Below are 26,898 nucleotides of genomic sequence, written 5' to 3' on the forward strand. Positions count from 1 at the left end.
CCGAACTTCTCCTGGCGGTGCCGGACCTCGAACACCGAGAGCCCGCGTTCGGGGTCGGTGTCCAGGAAATCGGCCACGTCCCCGGACCGGCAATGGTGCCAGTGTTTGCAGAGCAGGGTTTCCATTGTCGGCATCCTCCTGTCGAGAAAAGAGCGGAATTGAATTTTACATACGGAGAACCATCAAGTCAATCAAAGGCGCTTGGATGGCGGATGTGTGATGGGGTTAAAGACAGTATTTCATGAGAATGAAGTTGCCTATGGGACCGCGGAAAGCCATGCTGTGCCCAATGGACTTAGCGGCTGGTTCTAGGCACTGGTTGAGAGGCATATGGCAGGTTCTTTCAAGCTTAAAAAGGTTCTCATTTCGGAGGAAAGAAATTTCACGGCCGCCGCCTTCCAAGGTCCGGTTGCAAGTTGTCCTCCTAAGATATGGCGGGGTGTCGGCCGGACCGCCCTGCCTGGGCGATGACGGCCATGACGGCTGCAGAGGCCAGCCGCGTTCGTACCGAGTCTGCCCGGCTGGTAAGGATGACTGGAACCCGGGTTCCCAGAACAATTCCCGCACCCTCCGCGCCCGCCAGGTATGTAAGCTGCTTGAGAAGCATGTTGGCTGACTCGAGATCGGGGGCCAACAGGATGTCCGCTTCGCCGCTCACGGGAGATTCGATGCCCTTGGTTCTTGCAGCTCGGGCGCTGATGGCGTTGTCAAAACCTAAAGGGCCATCCAGGATGCCGCCCCGAATCTGTCCGCGGTCGGCCATCTTGCAAAGGGCCGCCGCGTCCAGGGTGGAAGGAATCCGGGAGGTGACCGTCTCCACGGCTGAGAGAATGCCCACCCGGGGTGTCGGTACTCCCAAGACCTGTGCCAAGTCGATGGCGTTCTGGACAATGTCCCGCTTGTCCTCAAGGGAGGGAGCGATATTAACGGCCGCATCGGTCATCATGAGCATCTTGGGGTAGGTGGGGACATCCAATACAAAGGCATGACTTATCCGCCGCGAAGTCCTGAGCCCCGAGGTGGAGGATACGACAGCTCCCATGAGTTCTTCCGTGTGCAGGCTTCCCTTCATGATCGACTCCACCTCCCCGCCGCGGGCCATCTCGACAGCCCTGCTCGCCGCTGCGTGGCTGTGGGGGACGGAAACAATCCGGACATTGTCAAGGTCGATGCGGGCCTCATCAGAGATATGCCGGATCTTGTCCTCCGGACCGACCAGGGTGGGCACAATGATACCGCGGCGGGCCGCCAGCATTGCTCCGCCCAGGGAATCCGCATCGCATGGATGCACGACCGCGCAGGTGACAGGACCACAGGTGTTGCAGGCCCGGAAAAGGCTCACAAAGACGTCCCGCCGCCTCAGCTCCAGATGATCCGGTGCGACTTCATCGTAGGCGAGACTCATTATCCCCGGAGACGAGAGTCATCAGGTCGACCTGCGTCCGGTTCAGGACGACGGTCCACTCCTCGGCCGCACCGACCTGGATCTGGTCAAAGGGGACATTCGTGACGCTCCGGTCCGAGTGCATCTCGTTGTTTCCTTCTTCCGATTTGCCGTCGGGTACGACTTCGGCATCGCCATCGCCATGTTATGCTACGTCTTAATCCTCGGGCTCTCTGCAGAACAAACGCGATTTGAATATACCGCTTCGTGGATGGGATCCCGACGTTCGGTTCTGGAAGCACCGGAAGATCTCATAGTTGACCTGCGCCCGAATGATATGAACATCCAGCATTGGCATTCTGCTAAGTCAACATCCTTCTCCGATGCTCATAATTACAAATATTTTTTTGAGAAATCCACACTGAAAGCGGACATGACCAATCAACTAGCTGGTAAAGAAGTCGCGAGATTCTGCCATTCAAACAGGTGATTTCCGGAACTCCGTTGCCATCCTGATCAATAGTTCATCCGGTGTTTAGCCACATCCAAGGCTTGTTTCATGACCTGCACACAACAGCCGTCACCGGGCAACCGGATGAAACAACAGCGGGATATGGATAGCCTTGATGGGACGCCCCTCGAACAGAGACCCTATGATGTCCCCGGTGGTGACTCTCAAGGTGAATCTGCTAAAGAGATTGCACTGTAAGAGGGGAAGTGGAGGGGAGGTCCAGAAAAGCGAAGGCCGGATGGCGACCTCCCCCTTTGGGTTTTGTGACAAAATGTGTCAAGGATTGTTTCTATTGCTTCTAGTGTTTCTACACGCTGACCCCAAAAAATCAGATACATGAGAATTTCCACGTGGGTGTTCCGCCCCCTGGATCCGTCTCCGGAACCAAAGGCCCCGCGGTCGAGTCGCGGATCGCCCACCATTAAAATCAGGGGGTCAGGCAGATAGCCTGACCCCCTGATTTTTCTGAAGTGTAAAAAATGTCTAAATTGTTCTCGTTTTCGCCTTACTGCTTTCCCTGCTCCTCCAGAAGGATCTTCCGCAGGGTCATCTTCTCCAGTTTTCCCGTTACCGTTTTCGGCAAAGTCTCGAAGAAGCGGATGTACTTCGGCACTTTGTATGAGGCCAGGTTCTTCCGGCAGAACAGGATGACATCCTCCTCGGTAGTCTTATTTCCCGGCTTCAGAGCCAGGCAGGCCACAACCTCCTCTCCCTTGACCAGATCGGGAATGCCGACGACCTGAACCTCTGCAACGGCCGGATGGGTATAGAGGACGTCTTCGAGTTCCTTCGGATATATATTGAAGGCCGAGCGGTTGATCATGTCATTCTTGCGGTCCCGGATATAATAATAACCGTCCTCGTCAAAACTGACCATGTCCCCCGTATAGAGCCACCCGTCCCGGAGGCTTTTGGCTGTTGCCTCCGGTTTGTTCCAGTACCCCTTCATTACGTTCGGCCCCTGGATGATCAACTCGCCCACCTCTCCGACAGCCACGGGCTTGCCGTCTTCGTTGACAACGCCGACTTTGATTTCCGGAACAATGGGAACACCGCAGGACATAACCTTCTGCACGCCCTTTCCGGGAAGCGGGTTCATGAACACCACGGGCGACGCCTCGGTGAGGCCGTACCCCTCACTCAAGGGCGTAAACTTGGCGTTCCAGGCCTGGAGGATCGGCTCGGGGGTCACCGCCGCGCCGGTCACGCAGTACCGCAGGCGGATCTTCCGGGCGTACTCATCAACGTTGGGATGGTTCACCAGCGCATAGTACATCGTGGCGACGCAATGGCAGGCAGTTGCACGATGACTGGCCATGGCTTCCAGGAAGGACGTCGGGTCGAAGCGCTTCAGCCAGACCACCGCCCCGCCCTCGATGAAGAGTTCGCCCACAACGTGGGAGAGGGCATAGGAATGGAAAAGCGGGAGGGCACAGACGGTGATGTCGTTATACGTTGTCTCCGCCCAGTCCGCGCAATGCCGGGCGTTCGTCCAGAGGTTCAAATGGGTCAGCATGACGCCCTTCGGCTGCCCCGTCGTTCCGGATGTGTAGAGGATGGCGGCGAGATCGTCCTGCTCGACGGAAGTCATATTAAAAATCGGGGGATATCGCTTCACCCACGTTTCGTTGGCGAGGATCCCGTCTTCGTCTTTCCCTTTGACCACGATCATCTTCTTGATACCAATCCCAGGCAGTCCATAAACGTGACGCGGAACTGCCGCCAGTTCTTCCGCGGTAACCAGGACCTTCGGAGCGCAGTCCCGGATCACATATTCCAGTTCCCTCTCCTTGAGCATCGTATTGATCGGATTGACGACGGCCCCCATCTTCAGGGCGCCGAAATACCAGAATAGGAACTCCGGGCAGTTCGGAAGAAAGAGCGACACCCGGTCCCCCTTTTCAACGCCTAGATCCACAAGACCGTTGGCGATCCGGTTGGCTTCGGCGTCAAACTCTCTGAACGTCCAGCGCTCCTCTTCGAAGATCAAAGCCGCTTTCCCTGGGTGGGCATGTACGGAATGCTCCAGATAACTCGCCAAATTGACTCCCTTCATGATCGTCTCCTCCTTTTTCCGCTCTATGAATGCCGACTCGCCCGCCGATGGGGGGTGCCCCAACGTAGCAGAATATCAACTCTAAGTGATAAATAAATGTGGGGCAGATCAGAGCCGCGGGTTTCAATGTGAGTGGAGGGCGCTTTGGTAAAGGAGAGCCCCGGCGGGATACGGCAGCTCGGATCAGAAAGGCAGGGAGTGGATTCAACACGGCAAGAAAAGCGAAAGCCCGAACCATGTTCCCGCATGGCCGGGCTTTCTGAATCGCGTTCCAGGGTTTTGAACACATAACGTGGATAAGAAGAACGTCCGGAACGAATCTGTGGGCATTCATACCAAACCTGAAATATCCGTCAAGATGCTTCCTTCAAATATTCTGTTAAGTTTTGTAACGGCAAGATAGCAAAAGGATCCGGAACCAAAGGTCCCGCGCTCGAGTCGAAGATCGCCTCGCATGCCAAAAAGGGGTCCGGCGGCTAGGCAAGAGACGAGAAAACGGCCGGTACCAGTACCGGGCTGATGACGATATGCGTAAAGGTGAGCATGGTGGCGGTTTTCGCCGCGCAGTTGTAGCGTGAGGCGAAAACGGGCCCCAGGATCGCGGCGGGCATGGTGCTGATCAGGATCAGGATCTGCCTGTTTTCCGCCCCCACCTCCAGGAGGTTCGACACCGTATTGCACATCCAGGGCTGAAACAGCATCTGCACGACAATGGACACCACGATCAGCGCCCAGAAGCCGCGCGGCGGCTGCACGGAAAGCTGAAGGCCCAAAATGATCGCGGAAACCACCACTGTCGCGCCCTGGGCCATCTTCAGGGCTTCCCTGAGCGTATCGACCACCGGCATTCCGTCCGGAATGCGCATCTGGGCTCCGGCCAGCCCCAGGACGACCGCGATCAATATGGGCGACGTGAAATACTCTTTCGCCAGTTTTTTCAGGTCCTCCGTCCCCCGGAAGGTCCCCCCGAAGTACATGGCCACGGCCGGGCAAAAGATAAAGATCGGCAGGCCCACGCCCAGCTCGCTGATGACGATGCCTTCGGCGAGCGCCCAGGTGTTGTTCTCGAAGGCGAACTGGATGATGGGATAACCGATCAGTGCCGAGGAGCCGAAAGACGAGACGATCATCAGCGCCCCCGTGCTCTCGCGGTCGAATTTCAGAAGGACTCCCGCAAGCCAGCTGATGACGAGAGCGGCCGTTCCCGATAGGAACATGACCAGCACGGGCGTGAAGCTTTCGCTCGACATGGGATGTGTCCACAGCTGGTACAGGATGGTGGCGGGCAGCACGGCCTGGGTGAGCAGCCTCGCGAACACAGGACTGTCTTCCTGCTTCAGCACGCCCTTTCTCTTCATCCAGTAGGTCGCCAGGACCAGCAGGGTAAACGCGATCACCGTTTCAGCCACACATAGACCGACCTTGGACATGAGCATTGTCTCCTTTCGCACGGGAACGATGGTCTATTCGCATCTCCGAAAACGTGACCTTCGGAAGGGGCACTATAGAAAAACAGCCTGCATTTTCCAAGACAAGAATGTTGACTTTCTCTCCGGATAAAATGCGTGCCGGACAGTCTGTGTGGAGGCTGGGGTGCGCTTCGCTCTGGGAGGGGAGTTCTTCTCACACGGATGCCATTCTTCCTTGACACTCAAAGCGGTCAATCGTACCATCCTGCAACAAGACAGAGCGTTTCTGGTCGACGTCACTTTCACTAAACCCAACCATTACATCATACTGAAAGGAGCGTCCGATGAAAAAGACCGTTGCCGCGCTAGCCGTCGTATTCTTTGCCGTCACTTTTATTGCCTTTGCTGCCGACGATACCAAACCGGAACTTCGTCCTGCTCAGAAGATCATGCAGGCCCGACAAGCCTGGCTGACCGCAATGAGCGAAAATCTTCGTGCCGACAGGTTTGAAGCTGTTGCCAGGGATGCAGACGCATTGGCGGTCCAGACCAGGAAAGCTGGTGAAAATCTTCCAAACCCCCTTGCCAAAGAACTGACTCTGGCCATTTCATTCCTGGCCAAAGACGTCTCTGCGGCAGCCGGCAAAGGGGATGGCAAAACCGTGAATGTCAAGCTGGGAGAGATCAAAGGCAAGTGTGGCGAGTGCCATGCCAAGATCCGTGACAAGAAATAACCTGCCCAACAGGTATAAGAAAACAAACGGCCGGAGTCAATGCCGGCCGTTTTTAAAGGAATGACGGCTACATCTTATCAAGCTCTTTCCTGACAGCCATGCCCAATCTCTCGATAACATAAGGTTTCATCACGTATTCCCCCGCTCCCATGGCCTGGGCCATTTTTACCCGTTCGGTCCTGGCGAAGCCGCTGACGATGATCGCCTTCTGCCGCGGCCTGATTTCAAGAATCCGGCAGTATGTCTCCAGGCCGTCGATTCCCGGATCCATGATCATGTCCAGGACGATCAGGTCCGCCTTGTTTGTCCGGAGATATTCCACGGCCTCCTCGCCGCTCGCCGCCGATGCCACACGGTAACTCAGGCCTTCCAGAATCACGGCAGCCAGGGACCGCTGCTCTTCCACATCGTCGACAATCAGAATGCTCTCGCCCCGGCCCCGATATTCGCTTTCGGACAGAGCCTGATCCGTTTTCGACAGGGCCTCTCGTGTCACAGGGAAATACAGGACAAACGAACTGCCTTTGTCTTCTTCCGTCCGGACATCGATATATCCGCCATGGTCCTTGACGGTTCCCCAGACGACCGCCAACCCCAGGCCCGTCCCGCTCCGGCCCATGACCTTCTTCGTGTAGAACGGCTCAAAGATCCGTTCCATGTCTGCCGGAGAAATTCCCGAGCCCGTATCCGTAACCGTCAAAACGACATACTCCCCCTCCCGGGTGTTTTCATAGCCGGGGATGGCTACATCCACATAGCGGTTCTCCGTTGTTATCGTGACCACACCCTTGCCGTGTATCGACTCCGCGGCATTGGACAGGAGATTCATGATCGACTTGCTGAGGTGAACGGGCGACCCTTTGATGTTGAACAGGTCCTTTTCCATATGACTCTGGAACAGGACGTCGGGATGATGGGTTTTGACAAGCTCGAATTCGGGAGTCTTGAAAGCATCGGCCGCGATCCGGTTCAGGTTCACCGTTTCTGAAACGGACACGCCCCGTCGGGCCATGGTCAGCAAATCCTGGATGATGGCTGCCGCTCTTCCCCCTCCCTGCAGAATGCTTTTCGCGTATTTTTCTGCTCGGCTCCCCTCCTGAACATCCCGCAACAGCAATTCGGAGTAACCGACGAGAACACCCAGCACATTGTTCAGATCATGAGCCACGCCGCCGGCCAGGATTCCCAGGGATTCCATCTTTTCCGCACGTTGCAGGCGCTCCTCCATGTTCTTTCGATCGGTGTAATCACGAATGCACTCGATGGCGCCGACAATATTGCCTTCGGAATCCCTGAGCACAGAGGCCGTTCCGGATAAATGAACATTTCCGGGAGCGAGTGCGGGGGTGTGCGCATCTCCCAACAAGAGATCGTCCATTCTACGTACGGTTAAATACTCCTTTTCCTTCTTCGGATCCGGATGCAGCGCAAGGTCTATAAGAATAGGTCTCCTTTCTCCATAAAACGGGATGGAATACTCATAATTACCCTTGCCCAGCATCTCCTCCTTCTTGACCCCGGTCATGGCTTCGATGGCCCGGTTCCAGGCAATTACCTTGCCTTCGCTGTCGATGACCAGGGTGGCATCGGGGAGAAACTCGATAATGTCCGACAATCTCCTCTGGGATTCATGCAGCCCCTCTTCCGCTTTCTTTCGTTCGGAAATGTCCCGCGAACTCATGATTACGGCTGACGCTTCGCCCCGATCGTCCCTGAGAAGATCCGCCACCGTTTCCAGCCAGACATAGTGGCCGTCCGCATGCTTGATCCGATATTCGGTGGTAACGCGTCGATTGCCGAAAAAACCCTCTATGAATTCGTTCGACATCCTTTCCACATCGTCGGGATGCACAAGGTCAAAGGAAGACTTTCCGATCCGATCTTCCGCCCGGTAACCGAGACCTTTGAAATGAGACGGACTCGAATACAGATTGCGGCCCTGCAAATCGGTTATCCTGATCATGTCGGACATGTTTTCCGTGATCAGACTCAACAAGTCTTCTTTTTCCCGCAGCGCATCCTCCGCTCGCTTGCGCTCAGTGACATCGCGGATGATCATGCTGGTCTTCTGCTGTCCGCTCGTATCGGCGAAGACCGTCGATGTGATTTCCGCAGGAAACTTGTCGCCATTGGCACGAAGCATCGTGATTTCGGCCATTCCTCCGCCCGTGTGCGCTCGTTCGCTCAAGGCCTCGTTCAGTCTTGGATCCGTGACATCCACCAGCCCGTTTCGCCCGACGCTCCGAATGCCTTCCAGGGACCTGCCGAACATCTCGCAGGCAGACGGATTGGCGTCGAGGATGAAGCCATCCGGCCTGGTCAGAAGAATCGCATCCCTTGAATGATCGAACAGAGAACGATATTTTTCCTCCCGTTCCTGCAGTTTCTCATCCGCCTGTTCGCGCTGCAGACGGTTGACCATCAGCATTCCCAGCAAGGCGGTTCCCGGAGGATAGATCAACAGGACCGGCAGGGTAATTCTTGAAAGCGTCCACAGGGCGATCTCCAGGGGCAGCGTGAACGTCAGGCCCAGCATGACAAGGTGTGTCGCGATGCCGAAAAGGTAGAGCTCGCGCCATGACATTTCGGCCAGGGAACGCCGGCGCAGATGACGCCAGAGGATCCCGACCGTTCCCGTGGCAGCGATGACACTGACGCCCATGACGGCGCCCGGTCCTCCCTGATAAATGCGAAACGCGGCGGTCATCGCCATCGCAATGACGGTGGGGATGGAACCGAAAAAGAGACCTGATACGCTCAGCAGGACGGAGCGCGTGTCAAAAATGAGTCCCGGTGTGAGCGCCCACGACGTCATCATGACCGTGATGCCGACTGCACCGATGACAATGCCGAAGGGTACCTGCGGGAACAGCGTTCGGTCTGTCTTCCAACGGGCCGCGCTCACGTCGAAAAAGTATGCGACCGCCAGAAGCAGTGCTGCATTGTGAACAAGACCGAGAAAGGGGGAGATTTCATTCATCGGGGATCTTCCTAAAAAACAAGGGGTCGGGTTGAATGCCCGACTCCCTGTTTCGTTTCATGACAGGAACGATCCGGGTGAGCGACGTCCATTCAGGTTATGACGGCATTCAGGGTCAATTCCACCCGTCCCTGCAGACGCCGCACAACTTGTTACAGACAGACTTCATGTCCTGAAAAAGGTTGTTCGGAATGATGATTGTATCCGCGCAGAGCCAGTTGTAGTCCTTCACCCCCGTCCACGTGTAGCCGGGAAGCGGCGAGAAGATGATCTTGCAGACAATGTCGGAAGGCGGAGCACCCCCGGCGGGGCGGCATGAAATATTGCTCGGTCTGTCGCTCGTGGAGTTGTAGTCTACAGTGCAATAGGCCGTCTGTTTCGGTATATCCTCGCATTTGTATGTCTGCGCCCGGGAAAGCTGCCAGGATCCCGAGATGAAACCGGCGATCAGAATCGCCATGCAGAGTTTCCGTCCCATCGTCTTCCGCCTCTCCGTGATTCCCCGGCAAGGTCCGGACATGCCATCGATGTCTTCGCTTGCGGGAGCATTCATCCAATGCAAGGTACTGGAACAGAGAACGTTTCGAATGTACTCATCTTCCCGTGATTCTGCAATCGGAAATGCAGGGCAGGGTACGAGGGGACAAACCGGTGGACACGGTGCCGCCCGCATTCACTGCCGCGTCACGCCGGCTTGTTTCTCTCCCCGGACCCCTTTCCGGAACCTCAGGCCCCGATTGCGAGCCACGGACCGTCCGCCATCAACAACAGGGCGGCGGGCGGATTGCCTGGCCGCCTGTTTGATTTTTTGTATTGAGTTTTCCTCCGAATTCCATCAGGTTGATCGGCAAGTCGCATTCCCCGGAAGGGCGGGATCGTCTTTGCACGGTTCGACATCTCAACAAAACCATAAGGAGGGTGCCTTGTTCGACGGAACGATCATTGCGGGATACAGACATCAGCCGGGATTTCACTGCGCCTCCAGCGCCATCCGCAACGTCCTGGCCTTTCACGGCCTCAGGGTCAGCGAGCCCGCCGTCATCGGCCTGGGGCGGGGGCCGGGTTTCTCCTACCACGTCACTGATCAGCGCCCCTCCCGCCTGGTTCACATGCGCAACCTCAACCTGGAAGACAATTTCTTCCGGACCGTGAGCCTGACGTTCCGGTGGCGGGAGACGGACGACGCCGCGGAGGCAACGGCCCATGCGAAGGCGTCGGTGGACCGGGGCCTGCCGGTCCTCGTTCAGACCGACATCATCGATCTTCCCTACTTCAACACGGACCAGCACTTTCCCGGCCACGCCGTGGTCATCTGCGGCTACAGTGACGAAAAGCAGGAATTCTATGTCTCGGACACCCTCCATCCGGAGGCCCTGGCCGTGGCGATCCCGGACATGGAGCGGGCGCGGACGTCCGTATTCCCGCCGTTCGCCCTGAGGAACCGGTCCTTCGTCCTCGAGGACCTCTCGGGATTCCACATCGACGAGGCCGTCGTGCGGGGAGCCATCCGCCGGTGGGCCGGGGAGAACCTGGACGGCCTTCCGGAGCTGCCCGTGGCTTACGGCGTCCGGGCACTGGAGGAGCTGATCGGGGATCTGTCCAACTGGAAGGAGGCGGCGGACTGGCAGTGGTCGGCGCGCTTCACCTACCAGATCATCGAGCGGCGGGGGACGGGGGGCGCCGGCTTCCGCACCCTCTACCGGCAGTTCCTGGAGGAAATGGAGGACGCGCATCCGTCGCTCCGGAACCTGCGATTCTCGCAGGACCTGGAGGTCATCGAAGGCCTCTACCACGACATGGCCTCGGTATTCCGGCGGATCAGCGAGGGGGAGGCGCCGGACTTTTCCCCCGCCCGGCCGGTACTCGAAAACATCTTGGAGCGGGAGACGGCTTTCTACCGGAATATTCTGCGTGCCCTCTGAAACGGGACATCGGAGCGAGCCATGATTCGAAATCCTTTCGAACCGAAAACCATTGCGGTCATCGACGCCACGGACCGGGTAGACAGCCCGGTGTTCGCCCTCCAGGAGAACATCCTTGCCTCCGGGATCCGGCTGTATCCCGTCCATCCCGAACGGGCGGCCGTCTCCGGTATCGCGTGTTATCCAACGATCGGCGACGTCCCGGAGGCCGTCGACATGGCCGTGATCGCGACCCCGGCTGCCGATCTGCCCGGGATCGCTGCGGAGTGCGGGCGTGCGGGCGTGGGAGAGGCGCTGGTCGTGACACCGCTTTCCCCCGACCGAAACGAATCTGTCGCTGTGGAGGAGGCGCTCCTGGAGGTCCGCAAGGTGCACGGCATGCGCATTCTCGGCCCCGGGAGCCTCGGCTTCATCCGGCCCTCAACGGGGCTGAACCTGACGCCCTTCCGGAGCATTCCGGAGGAGGGCGCCATCGCCCTGGTGGCACAGGGAGTCGCTTTCGGCAGGACGCTCTTCGAATGGGGGATGAGCTCCCGGATCGGCTTCAGCATGTTCATCTCCTTGGGATCCATGCTGGACGTCGACTTCGGGGACGTGATCGACCTGTTGGGGAACGATCCCCGGACGCGCAGCATCATGATCTACATGGAGGACCGCATCGGCGACGTGAAAAAGTTCATGAGCGCCGCCCGCGGCTTTTCCAGAAACAAGCCCGTCGTTCTGCTCAAGCCCCCGCATCCGGCGGACGGCGAGGAGGACTCGAAGTCCCACACCGGCGCCCTGGCGGGTCCCGAGGAGGTATATGACGCGGTCTTCCGGAGAGCCGGCGTGGTCCGGGTCGGGGAGATCAAGGACCTGTTCAACACGGCCGGCGTCCTGTATGCGCGGCGGCTGCCGAAAGGCCCGCGGCTGGCGGTAGTCTCCAATTCCGGAGGGGCCGCCGCGATGGCGGTGTCGAGGCTGCTGCGCTCGGGGGGACAGCTCGCCCGGCCGGCGCCGGCGACGGAGGAGGCTCTGCGGCCCCTTTTGCCGAGGGGAAGCGACGTCGCGAATCCCCTGGACATCTTCCCCGATGCGGACGTCGAGCGGTATGTGGAGTCTGCGCGGCTATGCATCGGCGACGATAATACGGATGGCGCGCTGGTCATCTTCACCCCCCAGGAAGGGATCCGTTCGGAGGATCTCGCGGCCGCTCTCGCGGACCTGGCCGGGAAGGTTGCCAAGCCGGTGATCGCGACCTGGCTGGGGGACCGTGAACAGGGGCGCGAAAGGGCTTTCCTGGCGGGCAGGGGCGTGCCGTCATACGACACGCCCGAGGAGGCCGTCCGCACGTATCTCTACATGTACCGGTACGAGCGGAACCTGGAGCTGCTGTACGAGACGCCGGCGGAGCTGACCACGGAGGAGGCGCCGCCCAAGAATCATCTCCGGAACCTGATCCGCAGGCGCTGCGGCTCCGGGATTACCGTCCTGACGGAGGACGAGTCGCGGAAGTTCCTCGCCAGCTACGGGATCCGGACGGTCGGGACCGCCATGGCCCGGTCCCTGGACGAGGCGGTCCTGCAGGCCGAGCGGATCGGTTATCCCGTGGTGCTCAAGGTCGTCTCGCCGGACGTCATCTTCCGGCCGGACGTGGGGGGTATCGCGGTCAACATCACCTCCGTCAATGTTCTCCGGGAGGAGTACGAGAGCATCATGGAGCGGGTCCGCCGGTTCGCCCCCCGGGCGGAGATCCGAGGCGTCACGGTCCAGAAGATGATCCAGCCCGTGGACTTCGAGCTGATCCTGGGATCCAGGAAAGACAAAACCTTCGGGGCCGTCATTCTCTTCGGGATGGGAGGGGTGGGAGTCCGGGTCTACCGGGACTTTTCCCTGGCCCTGCCGCCGCTGAACCAGGCCCTGGCGCGCCGGCTCATGGAAGACACCCGGATCTTCCGGATGCTCCAGGGGTACCGCGGCAAGCCTCCTGCGGACCTCCGGCAGCTGGAAGAGATTATTGTGAACTTCTCCAACCTCGTCGTGGACTTCCCCGAGATCATGGAGATGGACGTCAACCCCATCGTTGTCAGCCGTGGAACGCCCTACGCGCTGGGGGCACGCATCATCCCCGACCCGGACTGCCTGTCCATCGCGTCTCCCTATGCGCACCTGTCCATCACCCCCTATCCGTCCCGCTACGTCATGCGCTGGAATCTCCCGGACGGCCTGGAAGTCGTCCTGCGTCCCATCCGTCCTGAGGACGAACCCCTGGAGCGGGAGATGTTCGCCTCCGCTTCCGAGGCCACGCTCCGGGAGCGTTACTACCACACCGTCCGGGACGTCGGGCACATGGAGCACGCCCGCTCCTGCAACATCGACTACGACCGCGAAATGACCCTGGTGGCGGAGATCCGGCAGAACGGGCAGCGCCGTCTCATCGGCACGGGCGGCATCGTCATCGAGCCGCATACGAAGCGTTGCGAGTTCGCCATTCTCGTCCACGACGAGTTCCAGGGGCGCGGCCTGGCCTACAAGATGCTGGACGTCCTGATCGGCATCGCCGGCGAGAAGGGCCTGCGGGAATTTTTCGGATACGTCGAGAAGCGCAATCTCCGGATGCTCCGGCTGTGCGAAAAACTGGGCATGGTCCGCGATCCGCGGTCCGACGATCCGGTCCGGGTTGTGCTGGCACTGGCGTGAGCATGCAGGAGGCGACTGGCAGGCAGGCGCGGGCATCGTCCGGAGCGGTGCGGGAAAGAGGGCCGGCAGTAGCCTCCGCAGGCGAGGAATTCATTGACACCCGGGGGTGTTCTTCGTATAGTTTCCGGCAATCAACAGGTCCATATCCGCTGTAATCACGGTCATCTTTTCTCTACGGTTCCTGGCGCCGGCCGATTGGTCGGCAACGTCGTTATCAGAATGGTTCAAACATGTCCGGAAGCCGGATTTCCGGGATCGAAGCCATGAAGCGCGCCGGCCGGTCTTTTCCAAGGGCTTTTTCAACGAACAAGGGAGGCGAGACATGTCAGACAGCCTGGATGTGATCATTGTCGATGACGACCCGATGGTTTGTTCCGTGATCAGGGACATGATCCAGTCGTTCTATGTCTGGGGGGATGTCCGGGCGTTCACGAACGTCGACGAGGCCTATACCTACTGTTACCAGAAAAAAGCGGGGGTGGCCGTCTTCGTCCTCGACGTGTTCATGGGATCGGATACGGGGTTCAGCTTCCTGGACGCCATCGTCGAGAAGTTTCCCATGGCGTATGAAGACGCCATCATCATGACCGGCCATGCCAGCGACGACGTCGTGAACATGTGCATCGCCTCCAACATCACCTACCTCATTGAAAAGCCCATCCGGTCCTATTCGCTGCAGTTGGCCGTCCGTGCAATCGTGGGCAAATACCTCCGCTTTGCCAAGAGGATTCTGGAGGATCCGGTACTGGCCGAAACGATTTCCGGCTTCTAGAGGCGACCTCGAAAAAGCCCGGATGCTGCGTTGTGCTGCATCCTTCGTCGCTGCGGCGTACCAGTAGTACGCCTCGCGGCTCGGGATTTCGGGGGCCTTGCATCCGGGCATTTTTGAACGGCCCGCCGACGACCTCGAAAACGAAAAAGGGGACAGAGTTCAAATCTGTCCCCCGTTCCCAGGACTCCCTTTCCGGCCCTGCATCAGGGCGTCGAGAACGTGTTCGCCAGGTCGCTGTCGAGGACGTAGATGCTGATCTCCCTGGCTCCCTGTTCGCAATAGCCGTATCGGTTCATCAGGTTCCGGATGAGGAAGCGGACCTCGTGCCGGATCCGCTGGTCGTACGTCTTGAAGGCTTCCGTGCCGTAGTCCTTGATGCCCCTCCGGAAATTCTCGTTCTTCAGGAAGGGATCCATCACGTTCTCCTTCAGGTTGTGAATATAGCGTTCCCTCAGGGAGGCATAGATCATCGTCTCGGTGATGCTCTTTCGCTCCAGCAGCATCTCCTGCGTGAGGGTTTTTGAGGTGTACTGGTTCTGGGTTTCCTTACGGAAGGCATGCCGCTGATTGAATGCGGCCTGGGAACCCAGGATGCGGCGCTCGATGCCGGCAAAGAATTCTTCTGTCAGATCGATGGTTTCCCCGGTGTAAATACACTTTTCCGTCCGCCCCGGCTCGAAGTTGACGGCAAACAGGTAATTCTGGACGTCCCTGGAAATCCGTTCCTCGTTGTAATCGTAGAGCGATTCCTTGACTTCCTGCAGTACGGCGTAATTATAAGAATCGACGAGTGAATCCAGAAAGCCTTCGGGGATGTCCTCGGCATGGTCCTTCTGGTGCTGACGGAAGAAATTGCAGACCATGGCCATGGAGATCAGGGCGCCCTCCTTCGCATAGGCGGAGTAGAAATCATCGAAGATCTTGATGGAATCCCTTCCTGAAAATCCCTTTTCGCCTTCCGTCTCCGAGTCGGCAATGACGGCCTTCCGCTTTTTCGCCGAGAAATTCTTCCGGTCCTCCTGGGTCAGCCAGGACGGGATGAAACCGGCGTAGATGTCCATTTTCAGCAGCTGCAGATTCCGGTCGCAGTAGAGCGTGTATTTCTCCGGATCGCCGATCCATTCGAGGAGATTGTCCGATTTCTCTTTCAATCGGGTCGCGATGATGACCTTGGCGAAGTTCTGCAGGACCCTCGGGAGAAACATGTTCTCGATCCGGTCGCCGAAGATGTTCTTGTAGATTTTTACTTCCGTATTGTAATCCAGTACATAGGGGATCTTGATGAAGCTGATCCGGTCGAGGAACGACTGGGTGCCCACGATGTTCACACGGTCTTCCGGGTTCATGAGGGCCAGGAAGAGGGAGTTCACGTTTTCCTCGATGTCCTCCACCTTGTGCACGCCTTCGCTGATGATCCCGTGAAGGTTCGCGAACCGCTCCTTGTTGTTGTCCTTCACGTCCATGATGGCGTAGATGCCGTTGTTCGTGTTCGCGTAGCGGGAATAGATGTACCGGACGCGGTTGCTGTCCTTGATCAGATTGTTGATCTGGCTCTGGAGCAGCTCGTTGGTCAGGACGCTGGTCTTGGTGATCCGGTCTCCCGGGTTGAAAACGCTGATGCCCTGGCCCAGCCGCCGGTTGAATTCGTACGGCCGCGCGAAGATCATTTCGAGGACCTTCTCGGGCGAATTGACGATGTCCAGGAGCGCCATATAGAGCGAAACGCAGATGGTGCAGGGGCTGTCGCGGAATATCCACTCGTACTGCTTCTCCGTGAACAGCTTCTCCTTGAACGCCTCATCCTCGATCAGCTGACCGTAGACCTCCTTCCGGTAGGCTTTCGGAACCAGGATCAGGGGGCTGTCATGGCTGGGGCAGGGCACCTCCAGGTATTCTTTCATCGGCGTATACAGGGGGCCGTCCCGGGTGGGCTTTTTCGGCATCAGGTCGGACTCGTCGGCCAGGTGCCTCAACTGCTGCAGGATGACGGGGGTCTCATGTCCCGTCATGACGCCCAGGGCCTTTTTGTTCAGGCGCCAGACCGTCTCGTAGGTCGTCCCCTCGGGGGTCTTTGTGTACTGCTCGAACTTCATGAGGAGGTTGTTCAGGAACGTGCTCTTGCCGCACCCGTGGGGGCCCTCGAAGATGTAGATCCGGTTCTGCTGGCTTCCGGACCGGAAGGACGCGAACTGCTTGATCAGGCGGTTGGCGAAGAGCTGGTCGGCGAAGAACGGATGGTCCGTCCCCTCGACGAAGAGTTTCGTGCAGTCGTACAGGACGTAGTGAATCGATTCGGGATCGTCGGGATATTCGTCAGTGCCTTCGCCCACGTAGCTCCGGATCATGTCGTAGAGCATCTGGAAGGTGTTGCGGAAAACCATGGTCGGATTCCGGGCGGCAAAAGAGACGAAGTCCGTCAACGGCACGGCCGCGCGGTGTCCCCGTTCGGCGATCCGTTTCGACAGGCTGCTGATGATGCTTTGTTCGGTATTCATGACGAGCGCTTTCAGGTCACGGACCTTGTGAGCTTCCTGTTCTCCATCGTGTAGACGACCTGCCGCAGCTTGGCTTTCTGTGCTTCCGCCTCCGCCTCCGATGACGCCTGCGGCATGTAGAACGGCTGCAGGTCGTCGTATGCCGACGAGAGATCCGCCTCCGCTTCCGTCGTCTCCAGCCGGACCGCTCCCCCCCAGAGGTATTCGATCCCCAGCATGGTGTTGGCGATATACTCCCGGACCAGCGGCTTCCCTTCATGGACATGGCGAAGGGAAAGCGTGCCCTCCTTGGTCTTCTCCTCGTCCACATGGATGGACGGCGGGTGATAAAGGGATTCCAGGATCATCTTTTTGTATTCTTCGGCATTCCTGCTCTTGACGAAGAATTCCCACACGCCCTTCTGGCTGTTGAGACGTCGTCCCGCGACGAACAGCCGGTTGGCATTCACGAAATCCTGATCGACAAAGGTGTGGATAAAGGTGAAGTCGTTGAAGTTCTCCCTCACGTCGAAGACAAATGCCAGCCCCTTTCCGGTATTTTGATCGTACTGCCGGCGCTCTTCGCCGTCCGCCAGGCGCTGGTAGTCGTAGGAGATCCTCCCCTTGTCGGCCATTTCCTCCAGGTGCTGGAACAGGCGCATCCCCAGGGCATACGGGTTGATGCCCACCCGGGGCAGGGAGGTCACCTTGGCGTTGACCCGGGCGTAGTTTACCTCGTTTCCCCGGATCCGGTCGTCGGAGAGGAAGAGCTTCTCGTGCCAGTAGCTGGCCCAGCCCTCGTTGAGGATCTTCGTCCGGATCTGCGGCTGGAAATAGAGAGACGTCCTCCGGACGATCTCCATGACGGTCTTCATCCACTGATTTTCGGGCTGCTGCAGCCAGGGCGAGTGCTCCTGCAGATGCTGGATCAGGTCCTGGGCCGGCGCCTTCTCCTCCCGTTTCCACTTCTCGTACAGGGCGTCGAATTCCGGGTGCTTCTTCCGGGTTTCGGCGAAGAAAACGGATTCCGCCATCGGGTCGTATTCCCGGACGGTCTGGTTGTAGCGCTCGATCTCCTTCAGATAGTCCGGGACGCCGCCGCCATGGCCGGACTGGAGAAAGACGTCGAAATAGTAATCCAGGCGCGTGGACGGCCGCGTCCCTGCCGGACGGCTCATCCGCGACAGTTCCGCGAAATGGTCGACCAGGTTGTCGATTCCCCTCGTGAATTCGATCACGTAATCGACCCATCGCCCCTTTTCGGACCGGAGCGCGGCGATCGCCCGCTTGTCGGAGAGGGCCTGGCCGGCAAAGTCCTCGTCCCAGGTGTTCCGGTAGTAAAGGTTGTTCTGGAAAAAGTCGATGTGGGCCAGGACATGATAGAAAATCATGACGTTGAGCCAGTCGGGGTTGTTGTCGTTGTAAAAGGAGATGGCCGGCCGGGTGTTGATGACGGTCTCGTAGGGGTTGGTGGGATATAGCTCGTACTTTCCCTTTTCCCGGAGCACTTCGACGTCGTGAACCCAGTAGTCGTAGAGGGTGGGAATCATGTTCTTCGGGCCCAGCTCCAGGAGGTCCCGGTTGGTCACGATGTACTCGAGGCTCTCGTCCTGGAAGCGCAGTCCCGCTTCGCGGGCCCTGGTCTTGCAGCCTTCCATGATCTCTTTCGTATGCTGGCTGATGAGCTCCATGCCCCTGTCCCTGTTCGCCGCCCCGGAACCGGACTCAGGAAATGAGTTTCCGGATTCCTTCGATCAGGCGGAGGTCCGCCGCGTCTTCGTCGATCGTGTCGAGCCGGATTTCCTGGGGATGCTCCTCCAGGATCGACGAGTCCCGGATGTATCGTTCCGCCGTCGTCATGTTTTCCATGGAAGCCGGGGTCAGGGTGATCCCGATCCGGCTGCAGTACCCGATCAGTTTCCGGAGCTGTTCGATGGCCGTCTTGCCGTCCCGCTCCCAGTCGTCCCCGTCGCTGCCGTGGAAGACGTAGATGTTGTAGTCCCGGTCCAGGCTGTCGGCCTCGACGATCTCGTTGATCAGCCGATAGGCCGACTCCATCTTCGTTCCCCCGGCGACCTTGAGGCTGTAATACGTGTAGAAGTCGGACACTTCCCTTGCCGTTGTGTCGTGGAGGATGAAACGCGTGACGACCTGCCGCTCGTACTGGTACATCAACCAGCTGTAGATCAGGACATGCTGCGCCACGACCAGCTCCGTCGGCTTTCCCCACATCGAGCCGGAGTAGTCCCGGACGAAGAAAACCAGGGCCTGGGACTCCAGGTCCTTTTCCCTGGAGAGGATGCGGTACACGCTGTCCTCGGGGGAGACCAGGAGCTGTGTCAGGTCGATGTCGTAGACGTCGGGAATCTTGTCGAGCCCGATGTTCGTCTCGATGATCTTCCGCAGGGTGGCCTTCTTGTCCAGGAGCTGGCCGAATCCCTCGTGCCGGTCCGTCAGCTCGTAGCTGTACTTTTTCAGAAAGCGCCGCCGGCCCTTGGTCTTCAGGTTCGGCAGCTCGAACTGCTCCGAGATGATGCGACCCAGGTCGTATGCGCCGGCCTCGATTTCGTGCTCGCCGCCTTCTCCCTGGCCGGGTCCGCCCTGCCCGGATTCGCTCTCGCCGTGGACGGGGGCCTCGCCGATGACCTCCCCCTCGTCTCCCTCGCCGGACCCTCCGGACTGTCCCGGCTCTTCCTGCTCCTGTTCCCTCGTGTCGTGGATGAACTTTTCCTCCACCGTCGTGGGAACGATGACGATCTTCTCCTTCAGGCCGCGTCCCGGCTTGACGATCCGGCCGATCCGGATCTTCCTGGGGAAGCCGTCCTTCTCCCGCTGGCTGTCCCGTTCGAGGAGGTCGCCGATGGAGGCGAGCCTCTGCGAGGCGGGCACCTCCGGGAGGGAGTCTTCCTGCAGCTCGGAAAAATCCGCGTAGTCGGAGAAGGGTTTAATTTTCATCGACCTTGGTGCAGAAGTATTCGATCGTCTTCTGGGCGCAGGTTCTGCAATACCCGAGCTTGTCCAGCATGGTGTTGGTCATCCGGTCGTAGAGCTTCTGGTTTTCCTCGTTGGTCCGGTTGGCCAGGGCGCCGATGAGGCTTCCCGCCCCGACGATGTCCGACTTCAGCCGGACGTCGGTGACCGCCTTCACCAGCTCCACGTTGTCCATGAAGTCGTACGTCGCGTCGACGGAGATCTTCTGGCCGTAAATCTTGCGGATCGAGGTCCGGAAGGATTCCCGCTGCTCTTTCGTCTTGAGCCCCAGGCGTTCTTCCACGCTCTGGACGTAGCGCTCGTCGATCTTCAGGGCCTTGAGCTGCCCCGTCTGCGGGTCCCGGTACTTCCACATCCGGTCGGGGCCCAGGTTCTCCGCGTCGACGCCGATGATCATGTTGACGTAGTTCATGACGTCCTTCTTCACCGCGTGGGGCTCGTCCATGTAGGCATTGAACATCTCCGTCATGATCCGCTCCCGGTAGAGCCCGCGGGCCGTCTTGAGATCGTCGAAATACTTCGTCCGCTCCCCCGCGTCCGACACGTAGTCGAGAATGACCTTTTCGATGGCCTTGAAGATGTCTTCGGCGAACATGCAGCGGCCCTCGTTCGTCTCGGAAGTCTCGATCAGGAGCTGGAGCGCGCGTCCGAGCGCCCGCTGGCCCAGGCCCTTCTGCCCGAACCGCTTGGTGATATCCGGTTCGTGGTTGAGGATGTCGATCACCTCGGCCAGGGCCTTGATGCTTTTCTCTCCGGCCACTTCCCCGGCAGCCAGCTTCATCATCTCGATGGAGGTCAGTTTTTCAGACCGGGGCAGCCGCGACATCACGACGGCCAGGGAGGCGGCGTAATTGAGGTTCGGATCCTGGTGGAGATGCTCCCTCGTCAGGGTCGTCTTCATCTCGCTGCCGATGGCGTAGTCGGTCAGGTGCTTCTGCATCCGGTAATTCGTGTTGTGGGCGACGTAGCAGACCCGGCACCGGTCGACGATGGGCGCCTCTTCCTTCTCCGCCAGGAAGCGGTTGAACTCCGAGTTGTTGCTGGTGGCGAGGATCAGGGTGTCGATGGGCCAGCGGAATCCGTCCATCTCGATGTTCCGGTTCTGGATCACACCGAGATAGACCTGCACGAGATCCTTCTTGTTCTTGAAGATCTCGTCGCTGAAGTGGATGCCCCCGCCGGCGACCCTGGCCAGGGCACCGCGCCTCAAGTCGAACCGGTACGGGTTGTTGGGATCGCTCAGGTGGAGCAGGCGCTGGATGGATTCGTCTCCGAGGAGGTCCACGGCCGACGAGGTGATCTTGTCCTTGGCCGAGTATTTCCCGGTGATGGTGCCGAGGCTTTCGCTCAGGGGGACGGGGACGATCTCGAAGAAATCCAGCATCTTTTCGAGGTTGCCTTCGGTTTCGTTCCGGATGTCGTTGAGGATGTAGTCGCTGCAGGCGCCCAGCGGCCGATACGAGGCAAAGAATCGCTCCACGTCGCTGTCGGAGAAGCCCATGGCGCCGGACAGCCAGGCCATGCTCTCCTTGCGGGAAGGATGAAGGTTCATTGCGAGGATCATCGGGTCTTCGAAGGTCTGCGACTGGATCATCCGGATTTTTCCGTAGTTTTCCAGGCGGTCGATGTGCCGGAAATTGAAGGTATAGCGGCGGTTGCCTTCCTGGGCGACAAACTGCCGGTAGAGGGAGCACAGGGTGTCGACGAAGAAAGTCTTGCCGTTCCCGGGTTCGCCGACGAGGACGAAGGCCATTTCGCTGGAGGAGCCCCCCTCGGCGGCGTCCTTGACGAAGGAGACGAAGCTGTTGATCTCGTCGAACATGCCGATGACATGCTTCTGTCCCACTCGGAAGACCTTGAAGTCGTATGTGCTCTTCCCGTTTACAACCACCTTTTCGATGCTGTTCGCGTCATCCAGGATCATCCGGGCCACGGACTGAAAGCAGTTTTCAAATCGCCGTTTCCCCGCCTTCACCTGAGCGAGATGAAACGCCAGTGTGTTCGAGTTTTTCTCTGTCATGATCAACCTCCGTGGCCATCGTAATGGGTCCGTCTATCCATTCCTGAAAACGGGCAACTATCCCCGATTATGCTTCAAGCAAACGACATGCCAGGCAGTTTTTTCTGCAATGCAGCCCCGTTTGCCGACCCCTCCGGAGGAGCATGCGAAAGCCCGGGCCGGCGATGGATGCACGGAGCAGTGATCCGGGGTTCAAGGCAAAGGGCCGGCTCGATCCTGCAGCGGGAGACCTGCCGGGAGATCAGTCGGTGAACTTGGCTACGCTCTCCATCAGGCCGGGGTTCAGATACAGTTTTCTGGCGAAGTGCACGTATTTTGACACGATGGCGCGCACGGCCAGTTGCAGGGCGAAGGGACGGATGGGCTTTTCCAGGAGATAATTGATTCCGGCGACCAGGCACATGTTCACGACGTCGGCGCTGGCGTTGCCGGTGATGATGATCGTGTCCTCGCAGGCCATCGGGAACTTGTCCGCGATGGATTCCAGGAACGAAAAGGCATTCCTGCCGGACAGGTAGACGTCGACGATAAAAATGGCGACGTTGCCTTCCCTCTTCAGGCAGTGCTCGATCGCCAGGTTCTCGTCCGTGAAGGCGTGGACGTTCCCCCAAGTGTGGAAATCCCGGACGATTTCCGTCAGAACGTCGCAGACGGCCGCGTCGTCGTCGAGGATGATGACATCGAGGTTGTCAGCCATTTCGTACCTCCCGATGGAAGGTCTGGCGGTCTCATGAACGGCCACGGAAAAAAAGTCTGTTTCGGAAATCAGCAGGAAATCGAGTGTTTACCGGATTCAGGCGTGCCGCCACGGTGATTGGCAGGCGGAAGATGAATTCACCGACGTTGATTTATCATTAAAAGATGAACGCATGGGTGTCAAGGTGCATGTCCCGGATCGGGGGCTCCGGACGGTTCCGCCTGGGGCGGAGCGTCGGATGCCTGCAGGAAATCCTTCACCGCGGAGAGAAATTCCGAGAGCAGTTTTCTGCTGACGACGAAAATATGGCCGATGTCTTTCTCGATCGTCCGGTTGCCGTTGCCCGTCCGGCCCCAAGTCTCGCTGGCGATGCAGGAGCCGGCCGGCGCGATGGGGTCGCGGGAGCCCCGGTAGTCGAAGACGGCCACGTCGGCTTTTCGCAGCGCGTCCATGTTCACGGGTTTCCCGTCCAGGTCCGGGTCCGTCGAGGGAAGGCGGAACCGGCCGTCCATCAGTTCGTTCCCGATGAAAAACTTGTCCAGCCATTCCTGGTGGGCCCTGGCGGGAAACCGGGTCCCGTGGGTCAGCCAGTACAGAAACGGCGCGGCGTCCGCGATGGCGTCGGCGTCGATGGCCCGGTCGTAGAAGCCCATCATCACGCTGTACTGGACACCCGGCTGGATCTCGCTGACCCCTTCGTCGATCACCTGCGGCGGGACGCTGGCGCTGCCGAACAGCTGTGTCATGACGTAGGAGTTGTAATGCTTCCGGATGTAGGACCGCATGGGCCCGTGGCCGCTTTCCCCGTCGTCGAACCGGACCGGCGCGGCCATGAGGCAGATCTTCCGGATGTCCATGGGGATGTCGGCGGCCAGCCTTTCCTCGGCGCGGCGGGCCAGAAAGGGCAGAATCAGGGAGCCCCCCATGCAGTATCCGACGACGTCGACGGTGCTGCCGGGGTGCCGGATGGCGATCAGGTTCAGGTAATAGTCGTGAACCGTCTTGGCGTAGAAGTCGAGACCGAGCCGGCCTTCTCCGGAGAGAGGCTGCCCGTAATCGACCATGTAGACATGGTAGCCCTCCGCCAGGAGTCCCTCGATGACGGATTTCCCGGGCGCCAGGTCGAAGATCTCCGGCTTGTTGATCAGGGGCGTGGAGAGGTAGAGGACGTTGCCGTTCGGCCGGACGCCCTCGGGGACCGCGTAATGGCGGAGCAACACCGAGTGCATCTGCGACTCCTCCAGGATTTCATAGCCGGAACATCCGATCTTGCCGCGGGTCGCCCGTTCGGAATAACCCTTGGGATCGAAGGCGTCCGCCCGGTAGAGGTTCTCGATCCGTTTCCGGCTCTGCACCAGGTATTCCTGAAAGGTCATGGCGGCCGACCCGTCGGGACGGCATTTCATGAACGGCAGGTCGGAATCGTTGAGGGATGTCTCCGTAATCACGGCGAGGAGGCTCCGCACCAGGTTCTTCTGGGCCTTCAGCTTCGTAAGGCCTTGTGACGAAAACATTTTTTCCAGTTTGGAAAACTCGCTGACAAAGAACCGGAGGACCTCCCTCCCCTTGACGGTGTCGGTTAATTGACGGGCTTTCTCCGGATCGAAGCGGTCGTCCGACATGACCTGCGACGTGAGGCGACAGGTCAGGTGGGCGTACTTCTCCGATATCCAGTTGTCCGTCTCCCGGAACATGTCCGGGTCCTTCCGCAGGCGCAGGGAAACCTGGACGTTTTTCCGGATCGGATCCGTGACCAGGGTCCTGAACAGAGCCTGCTGCAACAGCACCGGCCCGGAAAACGGCCACCAGAACAGGGCATAACGGGAGCCGTAATCGAGCATTTCCTGATATTGAAAAATCTTCTCCAGGTACCAGGCGGAGGTCTCCCTGTTCAGCCAGGGTGAAGACACCGAAAAATGCTCGGCAAAGCTCCCCGGTCTTTCCTCCACCAGTTCCAGCAGATCGCCCAGTGGCGCCACGGATTCCTGAACGGTCATTTTAAAAGCCTCTCTTTTTTCCCATGGAAAAAGCAATCGGTGTGCCAGGAGCGGAGTGCTCCATTTTTCCTGACGGGATTCGACGATGACGGGCGGGGGGTCGTGAGGGGAAGGGGACAACCGCCAGGGATTTGACGTGGTCCGGATTTCAGTCCGCCGGCCGGCGCCCGTCGGGCTCCGGTCGGCGATAACCAGAATGAAATTGACACCCAAGACCATTACCCATATACTGCCTGGGCGTAAAAGGCAGTTATATCAATCAAGATTACGGCTCCCGGCGATTCCCCGATTCCGGTGAATCAGCGTTATGTCGTTCAATCCATTGTCCACGGTTCCATCCTGATTGTTGTTCAGCCCGGAAAAAACTCCGGATTGTCCCCCCGAAAACCCCAAGACAGGCATTTTCAATCTGAGTCGATTCGGCATTACGGCAGGCGGTTTCGCTCTGGCCGGGATGCCGGGAAGGTTGTCCGTTTCGTAGGGTCTTTCAGTGTTCGAAAGGAGGTCTATCCATGGCAAAGGGGCGAATCAGCAGGCGCGACTTCATCAAGGGAACCGTCGTGGGGACGGGTGCCTTGGCGCTGGCGGGACTGACCGCAACCGAGGCAAAGGCGAAAGGGGGCGTACCCAGGAGATGGAACGCCGACGCCGACGTTGTCGTTCTCGGGTTTGGAGGTGCCGGTGCCTGTGCGGCCATCGAAGCCGCCGGAAGCGGAGCGAAGGTCCTTGTACTGGAGAAGCAGCCCGAGGCAAAACTCATCAACAACACCAGGATGTCGGGAGGGATTTATCACTGTCCGGACCCGGCGGGAGACCGGGCGGCCCTGAAGGAATACGCCAAGGCCATGTTCAGCGGGGAGAACATTCCCTGGAAACTGGAGGGGGAGCAGCCGGAATGGTCCGACGGCCTGGCCGAGGCCTGGGCCGAGTATTCCCCCCAAAATGTCGATTTCCTCATGAAACTGGATCCGCAGTACAAGACCGTTTCGTTTTCGGCGTTTGCCGGCGCGGCGTTTCCCAAATTCCCGGGGGCGAAAGACAGCAAGTACCGCGTGTTCGGGAGTACATTCACCGGGAAGGCCAGTTTCGACGAAGCGACCATGAACAAGCCCAAAATGGAGAAGATGAACGGGGAGGCCTTCTTCTATGTATTGGCCGAGGGGGCCAGGAAGAAAGGGGCCAAGGTCATGTACGAGACGCCCGCCAAGAGGCTCGTGCAAAACGACAAGGGAGAGATCCTGGGCGTGATCGCGACCGGAAAGGGCGGCAGGGAGATCGCGGTGAGAGCCCGGAGGGGCGTGATCATCACGACGGGCGGCTACGAGTACAACAAGGCCATGAGAAAGGCCTTCCTGGAGGGACCGGGGGCCGAGGGCTGGGCTTTTTACGGATCTCCGGATAATACGGGAGACGGCATTTCCATGGCCATGGCCGCGGGCGCCGGGCTGGCCAAGGTGGGGAAGGCGGCCTCCAGAATCATCATGGCCGTTCCTGTCCGCTACCACGGCCTGAAGGCGGGTCTGATCACACCCGCCGTGGGACGGCCGAATTCGATCGTCGTCGACAATTACGGCAATCGCTACGCGGCGGAGCATCTCGTGACGAAGGACCCGAGCCGCTACTTCTTCTACAAGGAGGCGGTGAAGTTCGACATCCTCGAGCTCATCTACCCCAGGGTGCCGAGCTGGCTGATCTTCGACGAGACCCTTCGCTCGACGGTCACCATCACGAACCTCGGGATCTCGACCGCCGGCTTCGGTATCGTTCCCTGGTCGAAAGACAACATGGACGCCGTACAGAGGGGATGGATCCTCCGCGGGAACAGCATCGAGGAGATCGCCGACAAGATCAGGAGCCACCCGGAAAACAGAAAACTCATGGAATCACAGAAGCTTGCCGCCGCTGTGGCGGGCTTCAACGAGGCCTGTGCAAAGGGAAAGGACGAGACTTTCGGCAGGCTGGCCGCCACGCTGAAACCCGTGGAGAAGGCGCCGTTCTATGCGCTGCCCCTGTACCCGGGAGGGCCGAACACGAAGGGCGGGATCGCCGCCAACGCCGCGCGCGAAGTCCTGGACTGGGAGGGCAAGCCGATTCCGAGACTCTTCACGGCCGGGGAGATCTCCTCCGCCCTGAAGTTCGTCTACCAGGGAGGAGGCAACCTGACGGAGTGCATCGTCTTCGGCCGGATTGCCGGGAAAAACGCCGCGGCCATGAAGCCCTGGAAATGAGTCTGCTTAGAGGGGATTGCGAGGATCGTGCAGGCAGAGGCGAT

At 59.1% G+C, this 26,898-nt stretch carries 17 protein-coding genes; 5 read left to right on the forward strand and 12 right to left on the reverse strand.

Annotation, left to right across the window (positions count from 1 at the left end; translation table 11 throughout):
- Positions 1–424: 424 nt before the first annotated feature.
- From HPY65_07630 to HPY65_07645, 4 genes are all read right to left on the reverse strand, one after another.
- Complete coding sequence (locus HPY65_07630) at positions 425–1,405, reverse strand: bifunctional enoyl-CoA hydratase/phosphate acetyltransferase (protein ID NPU84344.1); 981 nt, start codon at positions 1,403–1,405, stop codon at positions 425–427.
- On the reverse strand, positions 1,386–1,529 hold the full coding sequence (locus HPY65_07635) for a hypothetical protein (GenBank protein NPU84345.1): 144 nt from the start codon (positions 1,527–1,529) through the stop codon (positions 1,386–1,388). Before HPY65_07635 ends, HPY65_07630 begins: the two co-directional genes overlap by 20 nt.
- Positions 1,530–2,400: 871 nt before the next feature.
- Positions 2,401–3,951, reverse strand: coding sequence for a long-chain fatty acid--CoA ligase (locus HPY65_07640; GenBank protein NPU84346.1), 1,551 nt, complete (start codon positions 3,949–3,951; stop codon positions 2,401–2,403).
- A 476-nt stretch (positions 3,952–4,427) separates the two neighbouring features.
- Positions 4,428–5,381, reverse strand: a complete 954-nt coding sequence (locus HPY65_07645; protein NPU84347.1) for a hypothetical protein — start codon at positions 5,379–5,381, stop codon at positions 4,428–4,430.
- A gap of 323 nt (positions 5,382–5,704) precedes the next feature.
- Between HPY65_07645 and HPY65_07650 the strand changes: the two genes are divergently transcribed.
- The gene (locus tag HPY65_07650; GenBank protein NPU84348.1) at positions 5,705–6,094 is read left to right on the forward strand and encodes a hypothetical protein; all 390 of its coding nucleotides are present in this window, start codon (positions 5,705–5,707) and stop codon (positions 6,092–6,094) included.
- A gap of 67 nt (positions 6,095–6,161) precedes the next feature.
- Here HPY65_07650 and HPY65_07655 read toward each other — a convergent pair whose 3' ends face one another.
- Complete coding sequence (locus HPY65_07655) at positions 6,162–9,074, reverse strand: PAS domain S-box protein (GenBank protein ID NPU84349.1); 2,913 nt, start codon at positions 9,072–9,074, stop codon at positions 6,162–6,164.
- Between the two features lie 115 nt (positions 9,075–9,189).
- A complete protein-coding gene (locus tag HPY65_07660; protein NPU84350.1) occupies positions 9,190–9,552 on the reverse strand; it encodes a hypothetical protein in 363 nt (120 codons plus the stop codon).
- A 445-nt stretch (positions 9,553–9,997) separates the two neighbouring features.
- Here HPY65_07660 and HPY65_07665 point away from each other — a divergent pair, with 445 nt between their 5' ends.
- The 3 genes from HPY65_07665 to HPY65_07675 all read left to right on the forward strand — a co-directional run bounded on the left by HPY65_07665 (position 9,998) and on the right by HPY65_07675 (position 14,447).
- Positions 9,998–10,996 (forward strand): BtrH N-terminal domain-containing protein, encoded by a 999-nt coding sequence (locus HPY65_07665; GenBank protein ID NPU84351.1) that lies wholly within the window; start codon positions 9,998–10,000, stop codon positions 10,994–10,996.
- Positions 10,997–11,017: 21 nt separating this feature from the next.
- On the forward strand, positions 11,018–13,675 hold the full coding sequence (locus HPY65_07670) for a bifunctional acetate--CoA ligase family protein/GNAT family N-acetyltransferase (protein NPU84352.1): 2,658 nt from the start codon (positions 11,018–11,020) through the stop codon (positions 13,673–13,675).
- A 322-nt stretch (positions 13,676–13,997) separates the two neighbouring features.
- On the forward strand, positions 13,998–14,447 hold the full coding sequence (locus tag HPY65_07675; GenBank protein ID NPU84353.1) for a response regulator: 450 nt from the start codon (positions 13,998–14,000) through the stop codon (positions 14,445–14,447).
- A gap of 203 nt (positions 14,448–14,650) precedes the next feature.
- Here HPY65_07675 and HPY65_07680 read toward each other — a convergent pair whose 3' ends face one another.
- The 6 genes from HPY65_07680 to HPY65_07705 all read right to left on the reverse strand — a co-directional run bounded on the left by HPY65_07680 (position 14,651) and on the right by HPY65_07705 (position 24,626).
- Positions 14,651–16,942: a serine protein kinase PrkA gene (locus tag HPY65_07680; GenBank protein NPU84354.1), complete on the reverse strand. Its 2,292-nt coding sequence runs from the start codon at positions 16,940–16,942 to the stop codon at positions 14,651–14,653.
- An 11-nt stretch (positions 16,943–16,953) separates the two neighbouring features.
- Positions 16,954–18,612 (reverse strand): SpoVR family protein, encoded by a 1,659-nt coding sequence (locus HPY65_07685; protein NPU84355.1) that lies wholly within the window; start codon positions 18,610–18,612, stop codon positions 16,954–16,956.
- Between the two features lie 34 nt (positions 18,613–18,646).
- Positions 18,647–19,876 (reverse strand): DUF444 family protein, encoded by a 1,230-nt coding sequence (locus tag HPY65_07690; GenBank protein ID NPU84356.1) that lies wholly within the window; start codon positions 19,874–19,876, stop codon positions 18,647–18,649.
- Positions 19,866–21,932, reverse strand: coding sequence for a serine protein kinase PrkA (locus HPY65_07695; GenBank protein ID NPU84357.1), 2,067 nt, complete (start codon positions 21,930–21,932; stop codon positions 19,866–19,868). Before HPY65_07695 ends, HPY65_07690 begins: the two co-directional genes overlap by 11 nt.
- 241 nt (positions 21,933–22,173) lie before the next feature.
- Positions 22,174–22,629: a response regulator gene (locus HPY65_07700; GenBank protein ID NPU84358.1), complete on the reverse strand. Its 456-nt coding sequence runs from the start codon at positions 22,627–22,629 to the stop codon at positions 22,174–22,176.
- Between the two features lie 179 nt (positions 22,630–22,808).
- Positions 22,809–24,626: an alpha/beta hydrolase gene (locus HPY65_07705; GenBank protein ID NPU84359.1), complete on the reverse strand. Its 1,818-nt coding sequence runs from the start codon at positions 24,624–24,626 to the stop codon at positions 22,809–22,811.
- A gap of 512 nt (positions 24,627–25,138) precedes the next feature.
- Here HPY65_07705 and HPY65_07710 point away from each other — a divergent pair.
- Complete coding sequence (locus HPY65_07710; GenBank protein NPU84360.1) at positions 25,139–26,854, forward strand: FAD-dependent oxidoreductase; 1,716 nt, start codon at positions 25,139–25,141, stop codon at positions 26,852–26,854.
- Positions 26,855–26,898: the final 44 nt, after the last annotated feature.

Source organism: Syntrophaceae bacterium, assembly GCA_013177825.1.
In the GTDB taxonomy this organism is placed as follows: Bacteria; Desulfobacterota; Syntrophia; order Syntrophales; family PHBD01; genus PHBD01.

Excerpts from the sequence above, each read along its gene's own strand:
- HPY65_07630 (NPU84344.1), bottom strand. The coding sequence starts at position 1,405 with ATGAGTCTCGCCTACGATGAAGTCGCACCGGATCATCTGGAGCTGAGG.
- HPY65_07635 (NPU84345.1), bottom strand. The coding sequence starts at position 1,529 with ATGCACTCGGACCGGAGCGTCACGAATGTCCCCTTTGACCAGATCCAG.
- HPY65_07640 (NPU84346.1), bottom strand. The coding sequence starts at position 3,951 with ATGAAGGGAGTCAATTTGGCGAGTTATCTGGAGCATTCCGTACATGCC.
- HPY65_07645 (NPU84347.1), bottom strand. The coding sequence starts at position 5,381 with ATGTCCAAGGTCGGTCTATGTGTGGCTGAAACGGTGATCGCGTTTACC.
- HPY65_07650 (NPU84348.1), top strand. The coding sequence starts at position 5,705 with ATGAAAAAGACCGTTGCCGCGCTAGCCGTCGTATTCTTTGCCGTCACT.
- HPY65_07655 (NPU84349.1), bottom strand. The coding sequence starts at position 9,074 with ATGAATGAAATCTCCCCCTTTCTCGGTCTTGTTCACAATGCAGCACTG.
- HPY65_07660 (NPU84350.1), bottom strand. The coding sequence starts at position 9,552 with ATGGGACGGAAACTCTGCATGGCGATTCTGATCGCCGGTTTCATCTCG.
- HPY65_07670 (NPU84352.1), top strand. The coding sequence starts at position 11,018 with ATGATTCGAAATCCTTTCGAACCGAAAACCATTGCGGTCATCGACGCC.
- HPY65_07675 (NPU84353.1), top strand. The coding sequence starts at position 13,998 with ATGTCAGACAGCCTGGATGTGATCATTGTCGATGACGACCCGATGGTT.
- HPY65_07680 (NPU84354.1), bottom strand. The coding sequence starts at position 16,942 with ATGAATACCGAACAAAGCATCATCAGCAGCCTGTCGAAACGGATCGCC.
- HPY65_07685 (NPU84355.1), bottom strand. The coding sequence starts at position 18,612 with ATGGAGCTCATCAGCCAGCATACGAAAGAGATCATGGAAGGCTGCAAG.
- HPY65_07690 (NPU84356.1), bottom strand. The coding sequence starts at position 19,876 with ATGAAAATTAAACCCTTCTCCGACTACGCGGATTTTTCCGAGCTGCAG.
- HPY65_07695 (NPU84357.1), bottom strand. The coding sequence starts at position 21,932 with ATGACAGAGAAAAACTCGAACACACTGGCGTTTCATCTCGCTCAGGTG.
- HPY65_07700 (NPU84358.1), bottom strand. The coding sequence starts at position 22,629 with ATGGCTGACAACCTCGATGTCATCATCCTCGACGACGACGCGGCCGTC.
- HPY65_07705 (NPU84359.1), bottom strand. The coding sequence starts at position 24,626 with ATGACCGTTCAGGAATCCGTGGCGCCACTGGGCGATCTGCTGGAACTG.
- HPY65_07710 (NPU84360.1), top strand. The coding sequence starts at position 25,139 with ATGGCAAAGGGGCGAATCAGCAGGCGCGACTTCATCAAGGGAACCGTC.